The organism is Actinoplanes sp. NPDC023714 (assembly GCF_040639855.1).
In the GTDB taxonomy this organism is placed as follows: Bacteria; Actinomycetota; Actinomycetes; order Mycobacteriales; family Micromonosporaceae; genus Actinoplanes.
The window spans coordinates 273,567-288,537 of the sequence record NZ_JBFAAR010000002.1 but is presented as its reverse complement, the minus strand read 5'-3'; the positions used below and the strand labels follow the sequence as shown (position 1 = coordinate 288,537).

11 protein-coding genes and 1 pseudogene are annotated in these 14,971 nt (G+C 70.9%); 5 read left to right on the top strand and 7 right to left on the bottom strand.

Features of this window, described 5'->3' with window-relative positions; genetic code table 11:
* Nucleotides 1-2: 2 nt before the first annotated feature.
* Nucleotides 3-2,396 (bottom strand): beta-L-arabinofuranosidase domain-containing protein, encoded by a 2,394-nt coding sequence (locus tag AB0G10_RS09140; protein ID WP_360918249.1) that lies wholly within the window; start codon nt 2,394-2,396, stop codon nt 3-5.
* Between the two features lie 52 nt (nt 2,397-2,448).
* Nucleotides 2,449-3,399, bottom strand: a complete 951-nt coding sequence (locus AB0G10_RS09135; RefSeq protein ID WP_360918248.1) for a hypothetical protein — start codon at nt 3,397-3,399, stop codon at nt 2,449-2,451.
* Between the two features lie 208 nt (nt 3,400-3,607).
* Between AB0G10_RS09135 and AB0G10_RS09130 the strand changes: the two are divergent.
* A pseudogene (locus AB0G10_RS09130) lies at nt 3,608-3,760 on the top strand (LacI family DNA-binding transcriptional regulator); the annotation flags it as partial.
* Nucleotides 3,761-4,054: 294 nt separating this feature from the next.
* Complete coding sequence (locus AB0G10_RS09125; protein WP_360920659.1) at nt 4,055-4,792, top strand: substrate-binding domain-containing protein; 738 nt, start codon at nt 4,055-4,057, stop codon at nt 4,790-4,792.
* 189 nt (nt 4,793-4,981) lie between these two features.
* Here AB0G10_RS09125 and AB0G10_RS09120 read toward each other — a convergent pair whose 3' ends face one another.
* The 4 genes from AB0G10_RS09120 to AB0G10_RS09105 form a co-directional block, all read right to left on the bottom strand.
* Nucleotides 4,982-6,193 (bottom strand): helix-turn-helix domain-containing protein, encoded by a 1,212-nt coding sequence (locus tag AB0G10_RS09120; RefSeq protein WP_360918247.1) that lies wholly within the window; start codon nt 6,191-6,193, stop codon nt 4,982-4,984.
* Nucleotides 6,194-6,202: 9 nt separating this feature from the next.
* A complete protein-coding gene (locus AB0G10_RS09115) occupies nt 6,203-7,162 on the bottom strand; it encodes an alpha/beta hydrolase (RefSeq protein WP_360918246.1) in 960 nt (319 codons plus the stop codon).
* A 547-nt stretch (nt 7,163-7,709) separates the two neighbouring features.
* The gene (locus tag AB0G10_RS09110; RefSeq protein WP_360918245.1) at nt 7,710-8,714 is read right to left on the bottom strand and encodes an AraC family transcriptional regulator; all 1,005 of its coding nucleotides are present in this window, start codon (nt 8,712-8,714) and stop codon (nt 7,710-7,712) included.
* 19 nt (nt 8,715-8,733) lie between these two features.
* Complete coding sequence (locus AB0G10_RS09105) at nt 8,734-10,827, bottom strand: transglycosylase domain-containing protein (RefSeq protein ID WP_360918244.1); 2,094 nt, start codon at nt 10,825-10,827, stop codon at nt 8,734-8,736.
* Between the two features lie 118 nt (nt 10,828-10,945).
* Between AB0G10_RS09105 and AB0G10_RS09100 the strand changes: the two genes are divergently transcribed.
* Both AB0G10_RS09100 and AB0G10_RS09095 read left to right on the top strand, forming a co-directional pair.
* A complete protein-coding gene (locus tag AB0G10_RS09100; protein WP_360918243.1) occupies nt 10,946-11,566 on the top strand; it encodes a hypothetical protein in 621 nt (206 codons plus the stop codon).
* Nucleotides 11,563-12,285, top strand: a complete 723-nt coding sequence (locus AB0G10_RS09095; protein ID WP_360918242.1) for a cobalt transporter — start codon at nt 11,563-11,565, stop codon at nt 12,283-12,285. Before AB0G10_RS09100 ends, AB0G10_RS09095 begins: the two co-directional genes overlap by 4 nt.
* 72 nt (nt 12,286-12,357) lie before the next feature.
* Here the strand turns inward: AB0G10_RS09095 and AB0G10_RS09090 are convergent, their stop codons facing one another.
* Nucleotides 12,358-13,218, bottom strand: coding sequence for a GyrI-like domain-containing protein (locus AB0G10_RS09090; protein WP_360918241.1), 861 nt, complete (start codon nt 13,216-13,218; stop codon nt 12,358-12,360).
* Between the two features lie 116 nt (nt 13,219-13,334).
* On the opposite strand from AB0G10_RS09090, the gene AB0G10_RS09085 reads away from it, so the two are divergent.
* A complete protein-coding gene (locus tag AB0G10_RS09085) occupies nt 13,335-14,600 on the top strand; it encodes an ArgE/DapE family deacylase (RefSeq protein WP_360918240.1) in 1,266 nt (421 codons plus the stop codon).
* Nucleotides 14,601-14,971: the final 371 nt, after the last annotated feature.

Below are 14,971 nucleotides of genomic sequence, written 5' to 3'. Positions count from 1 at the left end.
CCCTATGAACCGGTGGAATTCAACTGGGACACCTCGGCCGCGGACAGCGCCCGGCTGTAGATCCGGAAACCGTCCACGGCCGCGGACAGGTAGGGATCTCCGGCGTACTGCGACCGGCCGATCCAGTTCTGGGTGGTGGCCGGCCGCGCCGTCATCGCGCCGTTGCGGCCCGCCTCGACGCCGTTCACGTACAGCACCCCGAGGTTGCCGGCGCAGGTGACGGCCACGTGGGTCCACACCCCGGTGGCGAGCGCGGCCGGCGCGTCGATCCGCTGCTCGGCGCCGGATCCGCCGGTGGTGATCGCGAATCGGGCGGCGCCGGCGCTGCTCCGCGGGGTGAGGAAGAGGTACGCGCCGGTCCCCGTGCCGAAGTCGAAGACCCTCGCCCAGGTGGCGGGCGCGTCCACCCGTACCCATGCGGTGATGGTGAAAGCGGAAGCGCCGCTCAGAATGCCGGAAGGCAGCGAGATGTGCCCGTTGCCACCGCCCAGCTGGACGCCGCGCCCGGTCCGCCCGGCCACCCGGGAGGCCGCGCCCGCCAGAACCCCGTTCCAGCCGTTGCCGGTGGCGTCGACGACCGCGCTGCCGGAGGTCTCCTCGAACGGGTAGTGGGCCTCGCGCGGGGCGGTGCTCACGACGTTCCAGTAGACGGAGTAGCGCTGGCCGTGGGTCTTGAAGAAGGGTCTGAGCAGCACGGATCCGGCCGTGTACTCCAGTGGGGCTGCCGCTGCGGTGAGGGTCGCCGGGTTCAGCGTCGGCAGCGTGGTCAGGTTGGTGGTGCCGAACTGGCCGGCGAGGACGATCGGGCCGTGTCTGACCGCTCCGGTTGCCGGGCTGTCGGGCGTGGGTTCGACGGTCAGGGCCATGGGCAGGCTGATGTCGATCGTGTCGCCGGGGACCCAAGTCCGATTTATTGCGAAATAAGATCCCGTTGCGGGCGAGCCGGTGAGCACGCCGTTGACCCGCACCTGCGCGCCGCTGGTCCATGATGGAATACGGATGCGAAGATCGATCGCGCCCGAGCCGGCGGTGATCGTGAGGCGCGAAGTCGACATTTCCGGAAATGTCGTATCCTGCCGGATCGTGAATCCCCGCCACGTCAGCGTCGACGCGATGAACAGATTCAGCCAGAGCGTGGTCGCGCCGTCGTGGAAGAAGATGCTGTCGCCGAACTTGGTGTTCGTCTCCATCCCGGTGCCGTGGCAGCAGGTGAAGTTGTCGTAGTCGTTGCTGTAGGTCTTGATCCCGCCGGCCCGCAGCGGCACGTAGTAGCAGTGGTGGCCGTGCGCCGACGCCGGGTTCTGCGCGCCGAGCAGGTGGTTGTAGAGCCCCTTCTCGTAGAAGTCCATGAGTTCGGCGGCGCGGGCCGGCTCGGTGAAGAACAGCTGCCGGGTCAGTTTGAGCATGTTGTAGGTGTTGCAGCACTCGCAGGTGGTGTCGGAGAGCTCGCTCGCGATCCGGTTCGGCTGCTGGAAATACTCGCCGTTGGAGTTGCCGCCGATGGCGTACGTGTGCCGCCCGACGACGAAGTCCCAGAAGTTCCGGGCGATGTCCCGGTACCGCGTCGTGCCGGTCGCGTGGAAGCCGCGGATCGCGGCGAGCGCCTTCGGGATCTGCGTGTTCGCGTGGAATCCGGCGAGGGCGTCGACGCCGTTCGCCAGCGGATCGAGGACCTGCGCGTGATCGAAATACTGCGCCGTGGTCAGGTGCGCCGGGTCCTCGGTCAGCTGGTACAGGTTGAACAGCGTCTCCCCGATCCCGCCGAACTCGACCCGCAGCATCGCCTGCCGCTGCGCGTAGGTGAGCCGGCCGTTGCGGGCCCGCACCCAGGCGGCCTTGCGGGCCAGCACCGTGAGCGCCTGGGCATTACCGGTCAGCACGTGGGCGTCGAGCAGCCCCGCCACGATCTTGTGGAGGGTGTAGTAGGGCGCCCACACCTGCTGACCGGTCTCGACCCGGTCGATGAAGCTCTCCGGATAGGCGCTGAGAAACCCGTTCGGGCGCTGGCAGAGAGCGAGTTGCGCCACGAGATGGTCCGATTTTGATTTGTACGAGGGATCGCCCGTGCTCGCGTACGCCTGGGAAAGCGCCGTCAGCACGTGACCGATCGAATGCCCGCGCAGCTCCGTCGACGGCGACTCCCAGCCGCCGCACGGCGTCGCCGGCGACGGCAGCCCGGCCGTCACCCGGAACATGTGCAGCAGCCGGTCCGGGTCGAGGAAGCGCAGGTAGGACTGGGTGCGCCCGGCGTTGTCGGCGAACGGGCCGCTACCGAGGCGCACCGCTGACAACGGGAATCCGTACGCGGAAACGCCGTTGTCGGGACGCGCCGCGATCGGCAGGCCCGCCGCGGGAAGTGAGGCACTGGTCTTCAAAAGGGTCCGACGAGAGAGCATCATTCGCACCTTTCGGACCGGGCGCCGACCTGGGCCGGCGCCCGGAGCAGCACTAATAGCCGTAACGGCTCTTCAGGTGGCGCCACCAGTCGCGGAACATCCAGGCGTCGAACTCGGTGATCGAGGTGGCGCTGCCGGCCTTCATGAGGAAGCCGCCCACCCCGCTCGGGGTCCAGTCGTAGAAGTCGTCGAGACCCCAGGTGTGACCGATCTCGTGCAGCAGGATGTGCATGTTCGCGGCATTGATGTTGTTCATGAAGTACTCCTTGCCGACCCGCTGCCCCCAGTCGCCGCCGGCCCCGCCGCCGAAGCCGTCGGTGAGCCACAGCGACTGGTCGTAGTGCCGGGCGTAGCCGCCGGGGCAGTTCGGGTACTGGCCGTTCTGGTTGAAGAAGCGGCCGCACGGCACCGAGCACTGCGGCGCGTTCTCCCGGATGTCGTTCACGTAGATCGCCACCGAGGTGTCGCTCCACTGCAACTGCGAGCGGTTGCGCACGGCCCAGCCGACGACCCGGACCGGCACGTCGCCGTAGGGCCAGGCGTTGTGCCCGACGAGCTCGTCCATCCACTTCTTGTGCTGCCGGGCCAGGGCCGCGTGGATCTGGTCCCGCTGGGCCGCCGTCACCGTCGACGAGGAGTCCCAGCGGACGCAGTAGTTGATGTAGCCGCGGTTGGCCATGACCTGGTCCCAGCCGTAGTTGCGGAATCCGTAGAGGTTGCCGTACGTCTGCTCCTGGTGCTGCCAGACCTGATTGAGCGGAGTCACCAGATGCGACGGCGGACTCCAGGTGGCCGGGGCGGCGGCCCTGACACCCGCGGCGTCGGCTCCGGCGCCCGCGGCACCCTTCGCATCGACCTCGGCAGCGCTTGCGTCGGCCTCGGCAGCGTTGGCGGCCGTGACGGCGGCGGCCACAGCGGCCGGGGCCGCCTGGCTCGCCTGCGCCGCGGCGGTCGGGGTCATGATGATCGCCAGCAGCGCGGCGATCAGGATCCTGAGTCTCACGAAACCTCCTAGATCGACATTTGTCGATGTCTTGGGCGGGATTTCGCCACCCGTTTCCGAGCGTGCGAGATCGTCAGGCGGGCTCCGTACCTTTGCCCCGGTGGTGCTTTCGCCTGCCGGTGAGGCTGCCCTACGAAAAGGTTTTCGGCAAGGTGTTCATCATGTTACGAATAGATTCCCGTAAACGGTCGAGCTGCTGGGAGCGGCTATGGGACGCAGGCGTTCGCAGGCGGTCACCCTCACCGATGTGGCACGCCTCGCAGGCGTTTCGGTAGCCACGGCATCCAAGGCCCTCAACGCCCGAGATCAGGTAGCGGCCGCCACCCGCGAACGGGTACTGCGCGCCGCGGGCGAGCTGTCCTTCCTCCCACAAGGCCGGGTGAAGTCCATCGGCCTCCTGACCGACGAACGCGGCGCCCGCTTCGCCATGCCACTCCTCCTGGGAGCCGAGACAGCCATCGACTCAGCCGCCATTCCCGGCTCCCACCCAGACCCCGTTCCCAGCTCCCACCCAGGCCCCGTTCCTAGGTCCAACCCAGGCACCGCTCCCGGCCCCCACCTAGGCGCCGTTCCTAGGTCCCACCCCGGCACCGCTCCCGGCCCGGACCTGGGAACGGCTGCGGACTTCTACCTCGGCGCCGATGAGCGGATCTCGGTGCTGCTCTGCGATGCCCGTGGCGACGCCCGGCGGCAGCGGCACTATCTCGCGGCACTGGCCCGGCACGTCGAAGGCTTCATCGTGCTCGGCGACGACAACGACGTGCGGCCGGCCCTTCCCCGCGATTTGCCGGTGCCGGTCGTGTACGCCTACGGCGAGTCCGACCACCCGGACGACGTCTCGGTACTCGCCGACGACGAGGGCGGCGCCCGCCTGGCCGCCGAACACCTGATCACTCTCGGACGCCGACGGATCGCGCACATCACCGGTCCGGCGTCCTACCGCGCCGCCCGCTCGCGCGCCGCTGGGATGGTCGCGGTCCTGGCCGACTACGGTCTGCGGCCGGCCGGCGGCACTCCCCGGTTCGGCGAATGGTCGCAGCGCTGGGGCCGGCAGGCCGCCCACGAACTGCTGGCCGCCCGCCCCGGTACGGACGCGGTGTTCTGCGGCAACGACCAGATCGCCGCGGGCGTCGCCCAGACGCTGCACGAACTGGGCCGCCGGGTACCCGACGACGTGGCGCTCGTCGGTTTCGACAACTGGACCGAGTTCGCCGCCGACTGCCGCCCGCCGCTCACCACTGTCGACCTCGACCTGGAAGGGCTGGGCGCCACCGCGGTACGCCACCTCTTCGCGGCGATCGCCGGCCATCCCTCCCGCGGCGTGCAGCGCCACCCCTGCCGCCTGGTGATCCGCGAGTCGACGATCCCCGCCGCGACCGACTGCCTGCGATGATCCGCCTGCGGCCGAGTGCGCGCGATAAGCCGGCCACGACCGACCGCATGCGATGGGCCGGCCACAACCGAGCGCTTGCGGCGAAGCCAGCCACGACCCACTCCGTGCGGTGGGCCGGCCACAACCGAGTGCGTGCGACGAGCCGGCTGCGGACGACCTCGTGCGACGAGATTGAGTGATCGGTAACGGTCAGGCGGGATGCGTGGCTCCGTCGAGCGGCGTGCGGTGCAGGCGGCTGAGGGCGAGTGCGAGCTGTGTCCGGAGCAGGCCGTGTGGTTCGCGGACGCTCCAGCCCAGCAGGTGTTCGGCGTGGGCTACCCGGTCCTGGAGGGTGGAGTGGTGCAACCGGAGGCGGGCGGCCGCGGCGCGCAGGCTGATCGTGGTGGAGACCGCGTGCAGGGTGGACAGCAGCCAGGGAGCGGTAGCGGCGGCGTGCTCGAGGACTCGGACGTCCGGTACCGCGCCGGGGTCGGGGATCGTGGCCAGGGCCGCGAGGGCGCCGAGGTCCTCGTAGCGGATCACCGGGTCGCCGGGGTCGTCGTCGGTTCCGGCCGCGGTGAACCGGAGGGCGGTGCGGGCGGCGCGATAGGAGGCCGGCAGGTCGAGGATGGGCACGGCCGGCCCGATCCCGGCCCGATCATTCCCGGGCGGCTCGGCGCGGGACGACTCGGCGCGGGAGGACTGGAGGCGGGAGGACTGGAGGCGGGAGGACTGGGAGCGGGAGGAGCCGGCTTCGGGGCGGGTGGGGCCTTGGTGCGGTGGGTGGGGGGCAGCCACGGCGGCTGTCACCCGTACGCGGCCGGAGAGAAGGACCACGACGTGAGCCGGCGCGTCAGCCGGGAGGGCGAGGTGGCGCGCGGCTCGCTGTCGTGCGTCGGGTGGGGCGTCGGCGTCGATGAGGAGCTCGATCAGGGCGATCTCGTCGGTGGCGGAAGCGCGGCCCCGGGTGCGATCGAGAACGGTCCGGGCGGCGCCGGCGGCACGTTCCAGCACCATCTGGTCGACCGGGCCGGGCGGGCCGGGACGCTCCAGGCTCAGCGTCGCCGACCCGGCCCGCACCGACGGCCAGCGCTCGTCGCCGGAAAGCGCCGGCGACGGCTCGGCCACGCCGGAAAGCGCCGGCGACGGCTCGGCCAGGCCTGAGGCCGACAGCGACGGCCCGGCCAGGGTCGAGGGCGGCGACAGCGACGGCGACGCCACGCCGTCGGGGAGTACACGGATGTGCACTCGCCTCGCCGGGTCGTCGAGGCGGGCCGGGCAGCCCGCCAGGACGGCCGCGCCCCGGACGATGCTCTGCAAGCCGGCGCCCGCTTCGACGAGACCGTCGAAATAGGCGATCACCCGCACCGCGGCGCTGGCGTCCGCGTCGAGGGCGGCGAGCCGGACGGCCAGGTCCTTCATGTGTCCACGCTATTGGTTGAACAGGCGGTTCAGCCAGCGCACCCGCGCCTCGCGCGCGTCCTGGGAGAGCGCGGCGCTCGGCACCATCGAGTCGAAACCGTGGAACGCGCCCGGCCAGACGTGGAGCTCGGCGCGGCCGCCCGCCTGCCAGATGCGGGAGGCGTAGGCGACGTCCTCGTCCCGGAAGGTCTCGGCGCTGCCCACGTCGATGAAGGCGGGCGGCAGGTTCGACAGGTCCTCGGCGCGGGCCGGCGCGGCGTACGGCGAGACGTCCGGCCCACCGGCCGCGTCGCCGAGGAGCGCGCCCCAGCCGGTGCTGTTCGCGGTCCGGTCCCAGACGCCGAGCCCGGCCATCTGCACGGCGGACGGGGTGTCGTTGCGGTCGTCGAGCATCGGGTAGATCAGCATCTGGCCGAGCAGGGCCGGCCCCTTCCGGTCCCGCGCCATCAACGCCAGCGCGGCCGCGAGCCCGCCCCCGGCGCTGCCACCCGCGACGATCAGCCGGTCCGGGTCGAAGCCCAGCTCCTCGGCGTGCCCGGCGGTCCAGAGCAGGCCGGCATAGCAGTCGTTCACCGGTCCGGGGTGCGGCGTCTCCGGGGCGAGGCGGTACTCCACCGACACCACGACCAGGCTGAACCGTTCGGCCCAGTCGAGCATTTCGGGTACGCCGGTCCGGCGGTCGCCGAGGACCATCCCGCCGCCGTGGGTGTGGTAGACGCAGCCCGTCGCCCGGCCGTCCACCGGCCGGCAGATCAGGAGCGTGATGTCCGGGTCGCCGTCGAGCCCCGGAACCGTACGCTCCTCGACCGTGAACCGGCCGCCGCGCCGCAGGTCGTCGTCGGTGACCGGGGCGAGCGCCACACCCTCCCGCATGATCGGGATCATCTCGGGGGTGAGCGCCGGCGGCAGCTGCTCGCCGATGGTGCTCAGGGCGGCGCCGAGCTCGGGGTCGAACGGCACGACGGTCATGGGCGGCCTCCTCGTTTCCGGGAGATCACAGCGGTGTGATCGGTGTCACCAGGATGATCTCCCGGCGCCGGAGGATCGAGCGCCACGCGGCGGAATCTGCCCGCCACATGGCGGGACGGCGGATGTCGGGCGTGAGGGTGAACCCGGTGATCCGGCGTCGCCGAGGGCGCGCGCCACGTCGTCGCCCATGAATCTCATGGTGAGGGATTGCGGGACAGGTGAGCGGTATGACTGCGGCCGGGTAGGACGTGCGCCAGAGATCTTGGACGCCCCACCACCCATTTGCGGATCTTGGACGCCCCACCACCGCAATCGGTGGGCCGGCGTCCAAGATCCGCAGTTGGGCGCCGCGCGGGCTCATTCAGCTGCCACCGCTGCGCCGCGATCTTGGACGGCTCGCTGCCCATATGCGCGGATCTTGGACGGCTCGCTGCCCCCTCGCGCGGATCTTGGACGGCTCACCCTCTCGGCTGCGCGATCTTGGACGGCTCACCCTCTCGGCTGCGCGATCTTGGACGTTTCGTCGCCGCTGACTGGCGAGAGGCCGTCACGCAGCGGGACCGGGGAGGTCGTTCGCCTTCCCGGTTCCGCCGTTCAGGGTGGCCGCCGGGTCGACGTGGAAGCGGGCCCGGTAGTGCGCGTCGAACAGGTCGCGTCGCGGGAAGCCCCAGCGGCGGGCGATGGCGTTCACCGAGGAGCAGGCCGGGTCGGCGTCGCGGAGTTCGGAGTGGGCGCCGATCAGGCGGGTCTGGCGGACGTACGCCATCGGGGTCATCCCGAGCCGGTTCAGGAAGGTGGCGCGCAGCCGGCTCGGGCTGACACCGGCGAGCTCGGCCAGCGTGGCGACGGTGTGCGGGCGTCGTGGACCGTCGTGGACGGCATCGATGGCCGCCCGGAAGCCACGCGACGGGTCCCGTACCGAAGAAGGCTCTTGAAGTTGATCCTGGTATTGGTGGTCGACCGCGAGCAGGAGGGCGGTCATCAGCGCCTCCTCGAGCGGCGCCGCGACCATCGGGCGGTGGAAGATGCTGTCCGGATTGCCGGCCTCCTCGCCGAGCAGGCGGATCAGGGCGGCGCAGCTGCGGCCGGGCGGGCGGCTCACGTCGAGCCGGCCGGCGAAGCGGATCGGGCCGCGGACCTCGACGTCGTGGGTCTCGCGCAGGTGCGTCTCCAGCGCCCCGCGATCGATCTTCAGGGCGAAGAGGCGGGAGTCGGCGCTGGTGTAGTGCAGCTCGGTGAGGCCGACCGGGCGGTAGACGGCGGCCCAGCGGGGGCCGCCCTCCAGCGGGCGGCCGTCCTGACCGGCGAAGAAGCGGCCGGACGCCGCGACGTTGACGTGGTAGCTGTCCAGCTCGCCGACGGAGATGGCGACCGGGGTGCCGTAGCGCACGTCGCCGACGGTCATGGTGGGCAGCTTGAGGAACGCGTACCGGGCGTCGAGCCGAGCTCCCCGCTCGAGCAGGCGCATCGAGCGGGGGTACATGTGCTCGCCACAGATCTCCCGCGCCTCGTCGAGGTCGCCGGTCCGCACCGAGATCGGGGATTGGCCCACGAGGGCCAAACGTACTCCCTTACGGCGTGGGAAACTCCTCGACCGGTTTGCCCTCCATGTAGTCGGCGAGCGTCTGGTAGACGGCCGGGTTGACGATGTCGTGCGACATGCGGTCGGTGTGGTTGGCCCAGTCCGGATTCGCCAGGTAGCCGGCGACCACCAGCGAGCGGGTTCCGGCCACGAGCGCGGCGGTCTTGTCCCGGTCGGTGGTGCCGGTCTTGCCGAACACCGGGTGGCCGACCACGCTGCGGACCTGCGGCGCCGTCGAACCGGCGCAGGTGCCGAGCTGGGCCCGGTCGCCGACCGGGCAGCGGGCCGCGTCGAGGGCCTTGCGGGCGACCGCCGCGGTGGTGGCCTGCTTGCAGTCCGGCTGTCCGGTGTCGACGGCGGTCCCGTCCCCGGTGGTGATCGAGGCGATCGGGGTCGGCGCGCAGTACCTGCCGTCGGCCGCGAGGGTGGCGTACGCGTTCGCGATGTCCAGCGGTGTCGAGGCCGAGGTGCCGAGGGTGAAGGCGCCCCAGTCGTTCGCCGAGTTCTTCGCCAGGTATGCGTCGTCCGGGTCGCGGAACGTGATGCCGAACCGCTCCGCCACGTCGACCACGTTCGCGGCGCCGGCCCGCTCCTGCAGCGGCACGAAGTAGGTGTTCACCGACTTGCCGAACGCGGTCCACATGTTGAAGGTGCCGGCCTCGCTCGCCGAGGCGTTGCTCGGGCACCAGTACCCGCCGCACGACGACGAGGAGTTGTCCCGGTACTGCGACTTGTACTTGGCCGGGGAGTTGATGCTGGTGTCCAGGCCCATGCCCGCCTCGAGGGCGGCCACCATCGTGAACATCTTGAACACCGAGCCGGCCTGGTAGCCGGCCAGGTCAGCGCTGCCCGTGATGATCGGGTTGGTGGTGTTCGGGTAGGTGGCCCGGACCCCCTGCTTCGCCAGCGCCGGGTTCGAGGACAGCGGGTTGGTGCCGTTGTCGATCCGGTACTTGCGGTTGGCGGCCAGGGCGCGGACCGCTCCGGTGCCCGGCTCGACGGCCGCCAGCATCAGCGCGTTCCGGTTCGAGTCCGACGTCCGGGCGGTGATCTCCTTGCGGGCGTCGGCCTGGGCGTCCACGTCGAGGGTGGTGACGATCCGGTAGCCACCGCTCTTGAGCAGGCGCTCCCGATCGTACGATGTCTGCCCGAAATCGGCCTGGGCCAGCCACCACCGGTAGAAGTAGTCGCAGAAGAACCCCCACTGGTTCTTCGCCACGTTGACGCAACCGCTGCTCGGGCGCTTCGTGGTGCGGCCCAGCTTCACCTTCTTCGCCGTCGCGGCCTCGTCGGCGGTGATCTGCCCGAGCTGCTGCATGTTGCCGATGATGTAGTCGCGGCGGGCCAGGGCCTGCGGATAGCCGGTCTCGGTCGTCGGGTCGAACGCGGTCGGCGCCTTCACCATGCCGGCCAGCAGCGCCGCCTCGGCCACCGTGAGATCGGCCGGCTTCTTGCCGAAGTAGACCTGGGCCGCGGCGTTGATGCCGTAGGCGCCGTTGCCGAACGGCGCCATGTTCAGGTAACGCTCCAGGATCTGCTGCTTCGTCAGCTCCTTCTCGACCTGGATCGCGTACTTCATCTCGGTCAGCTTGCGCTCGGCCGTGTCCCGGGTGGCGGCCACGACCTCCTGCGGGTCGGTCGCCGAATAGGCGAGGGCCATGCGCACGTATTGCATGGTCAGGGTCGAGGCGCCCTGCCGGCCGCCGCCCTGGTTGTTGTTGACGAACGCGCGGGCGACACCCTTGAGGTCGACGCCGTTGTGCTCATAGAACTTGTGGTCCTCGGCAGCGACGATGGCGTCCTGCATGTTCTGCGAGACCTTCGACAAGGGTACGTCGCTACGGAACTCGTCGTACATCACGGCGATCTGCGTCTTGCCGTCCGAGGCGTAGACCCGGGAGACCTGCGGTGAGGTCTGCGCGGTCAGCTCGGCGGGCATCTGCTCCCACTCCTCGGCCCCGGCCTTCGCGGCCAGGCCGGCGATCGCCGCGGCCGGAAGCGACGCGGCGGCGACGACCAGGGCGGCCAGCAGGCCGCACACGAGCAGGACACCTGCACTGCGGAATGGTCGGCGGTCACTCACCCGCACCAGGCTAACCAGCAAGATCGCCACCATGCAGGGCAAAGGAGGTTCGTCACAGTTGGTAACCGTTAAGCGGATCGCCGCTTGTTGATCATCTTCGGGGTTTTGACTGTCGGCCGTGTTCACGCTCCACAGCCGTGTTCTGGCTGCCCTCGTTCCTCTTGTCGTGCTGCTGGCGCCCGCTCCCGCCGCCGCGCACCCGTTCGGTGATCCGCAGACCGTGGCGATCTCCCGTGATCCCGGGCGGCCCGACGTCGTCGACGTCCGGTGGCGGGTCGGCGGGCCGGACGATCTGACCGTTCTCGGGATCGCGCTCGGGCTGCTCCCGGAGGGCAGCGCCGCCCGGTACACCGATGCCGGGGTGGTCGGCGGGTCAGCCCGGTTCAGCTCCTACCTGCTCGAGCGGATCACCGTGTCCGGGTCGTCGACGCCCTGCGCCGGCGCCGTGAAACCGGTGGCGGCGCTGGCCCTCAAGGGTGCGACCGTCTCCTTCACCTGCCCGGGACCGATCACCACGGCCACGGTGTCGGTACGGATGCTCACCGATCTGAATCCGGCTTACCGCACGCTGGCCACCGGGCCCGGCGGGCAGCGGAACGTCTACGACGAGGAGCATGTCGCCCACTCCTGGACGCTGGACGGTGATCCCCCCGGCCGGGGTGGGACGGTCGCGCTGCTCGCCCTTCTTCTGGCCGCCGTCGGTGCCGGCTTCCTCGTCGTGCGGCGGGTGCGGGCATGAACTCCTTCGCCGAACGCATGCAGGACCTGGTCCAGGCTCCCGGCGTCACTCCCCTGGCCTTCGTCTTCGCGTTCCTGGCCGGCGCCTGGCACGCGGTCACTCCCGGACACGGGAAGACGCTGGCGGCCGCCTATCTCGCCGGATCCCGGGGCCGCATCCGGGACGCGGCCTGGCTGGGCGGTTCGGTGGCGGTCATGCACACCTTCTCGGTGCTGGTCATCGGGGTGGCGTGGACGTTCCTCTCGCTGTCCTCGGTCGTCCGCATGGAGACGCTGACGACGTGGCTGCAGGTCGCCGCCGGTGTTCTGATCCTGGGTACGGGGGTCTGGATGCTGCGCCGCCACCTGCACTCGCATTCCCACTCACACTCGCATTCCCACTCGCGCACCAGCCGGCCGGGTCTGCTGCTCCTGGGGATATCCGGCGGGCTGACCCCGTCCCCGGCGGCGTTCCTGGTCCTGGCGACCGGGCTGTTCCTGGGACGGGCGGCGTTCGCCGTGTTCCTGGTACTGACCTTCGGCATCGGCATGGCGGGCGTGCTCTTCGGCGTGGGGGTCCTCGCGGTGGCCGGCAGTTCCCTGGTCACCGGCAGCGCCCGTTCCCATGCACTGCTCCATCGGGCCACCCGCATCACACCGGTGCTGGCCGCCGCCGGGGTGACCCTCTTCGGAGCGGGCCTCGTGACGATCTCCGCTCTGCACCTGACGGCTTCGGTCTGACCCCGCCCCGGCCCGTCCCGGCCGCAGCCCATTGCTGCGTTTTCACGCGCGATGGGCTGCAGCCGGTCATGATCAGGCGGGCTCGACCGGCAACCACAGCTCGCAGGTCGCCGTGCGGAAGTCGTCGGACCGATCGAGAACGGACACGATCGACGGCCCGGGTCGCATCCGCCACGGGTTGGAGGGGAACCAGTCGGTAGCGGTCGCCGCCCACATCGACTGCAGCGCCGCCGGATAGTCCCCGCTGCTGCGGAAGATCGCCCACTGCCCGGCCGGCACCGCGATGACGTCGAGGTCGTCCGGGACGGAGGCGTTGTCGGAAACGGCCACGCCGTGGAGGTAGGTCAGCTCGCTCCCCTCCGGCGACTCCTGCTCGAGCCCGTCACTGACGGCGAGGATCCCGGCCGGCTCGGTGTCGCTCAACTCCTTGAGCCGCTGGTGCTCCGACACCGGTAGTGACTGGATATGACGCTGGATATGAGGATTCACCCCTTCGTAGATGAGCGGAACCCGGACGGCGTGCCCGGCGAGCCGGAACGAGGGGCGGGAAACGACGCGGGACTCCATAGGTGTGCTCCCTTCGACGGTCAGGCGGAACCTGAGCTGCGGTTGTGAACGAAGGGGCCCGCCGTCACGTCGCACGTCAGCCGGCCCGGCGCCGTGCACCGCGCGGAATGCTCGTCCGAACGCCTCGCTCGACCCGTACCCATGACGCACCGCAATCGTGAGGAGATCATCCGAACCGCGGATCACGTCACCGGCGGCCACGGTCATCCGGCGCCGCCGAACATATTCGGACAACGGCATCCCGGCCAGCGACGAGAACATCCGCCGCAGGTGGTACTCCGTCGTCCCCGCCTCCCGGGCGACTCGAGCGAGATCGAACTCGCCCTCCTCGACCAGGTCGGTGATCCGATTCAGCGCAGCGATCACAGCGGGCCTCCCTTCGCGTTCCAGCCTGGCCGCGGCCGCCGCCCCGCCGCCCGACCGCAGAGAACCGATTCTGTACGGATTCCGCCGGCCCGCTCCCCCGACTACGTTGACCACTTGTGAACACCGCCGAATCCCGCGTGCTCGCGGCCCTCGACGAGCAGGTCCTGGTCGACGACCTCGTGGCGCTGATCCGCGTGCCGAGCGTGACCGGGACCGACGCCGAATCCGATCTCCAGCACTGGCACGGCGAACGCCTCACGCGGCTCGGCTTCGACGTCGACACCTGGAAGCTGGATCTCGCCGGGCTCGCCGCGCACCCGGATCACCCCGGCACCGAGGCGGCCCGGGCCGAAGGGTACGGCGTGGTGGGCGTCATCGGACCCGAGGGCGTCCCGGCGCTCGCCCTCCAAGGTCACGTCGACGTGGTGCCGACCGGCGACCTCGACAAGTGGCACGACCGGAACCCGTGGAGCGGCGCTATCACGGCGGACACGGTGCACGGCCGGGGCGCCTGCGACATGAAGGCCGGCGTCGCCGCGAACCTGGCGGTGGCCCGCGCGCTGGTCGCCTCCGGCGTGCGGCTGGAACGCGCGTTCGCCCTGCACACGGTCGTCAGCGAGGAGGACGGCGGGCTCGGCGCCTTCGCCACGATGCTTCGCGGCCACCGCGCCGACGCGGCCGTCATCACGGAGCCGACCAGCGGAAACGTCGTAGTCGCCAACGCCGGCGCGCTCACCTTCGAACTCCGCGTCCCGGGCCGCGCCGCGCACGGCAGCACCCGGCTGGCCGGCCACAGCGCCATCGAGGCGTTCCTCCCCCTGCACGCTGCACTGTCCGAGCTGGAGCGCGAACGCAACTCCGGCCCCGACCCGGTCTTCGGCGGCAACCCCCTCCCCTACGCGATCTCGATCGGCACCGTCCGGGCCGGCGACTGGTCGAGCAGCGTCCCCGACCTGCTGGTGGCCGAGGGCCGCCTCGGCGTGCGGCTGGGCGAGTCGCCGGCCGAGGCCCGGGCCGCCCTGGAGCTCGCGATCGCCGCAGCGTGCCGCCGTGATCCGTGGTTGCGCGACAATCCCGTCGCGGTCTCCTGGCCGGGCGGTCAGTTCGCCAGCGGCCGCATCGATCCCACCCATCCGCTGATCTCGGAGGTGGTGACGGCGATCGGCGAGACGGAGGGGCGGGTGGCGGCTCTGGGTGCGGCTCCCTACGGCAGTGACCTGCGCCTTTATGCCGGTGTCGGCGGGATTCCGACGCTGCACTACGGCCCGGGAGACGTGAGTTTCGCGCACGCGCCGCGGGAACAGGTCGACATCCCGGAGCTGATCCGGGTCACCCGGACGCTGGCCCTTCTGGCGGCGCGCCGGTGCGGGGCTCATCTCTGAGGGCACGGGCACCAGGCGAGGAGCTGCGGCCCCAGGCCGTAGCGCCGCTTTCGCCTGTTGCCTGCACCGGGCCGGGCGCGGGCATGTGCCGGGCCGGGTTCGAGGGGCCACGTTCGCTGGGTGAGTCTTTCCTGGGTGCGCTCGCGGGGTCGGCTTCCGGGGTGCGTTTCGCCGGGTCGGCGTCCGTGGGCGTTTCGCCGGCTCGGCGTCCGTGTGCGCCTTTTTGCGGGGCCGCCGAGCCGGCTGCACGCTATGGCTGCGGAGAGCGCTTCCACAGAGCAACGGCGTACAGCCAGGTCGAGCCGGCTGCACGTTATGGCTGCTGGGAGCGCTCTCTCGGAGCCGTAAGCGACAGCCGGCCACCCGAGCCG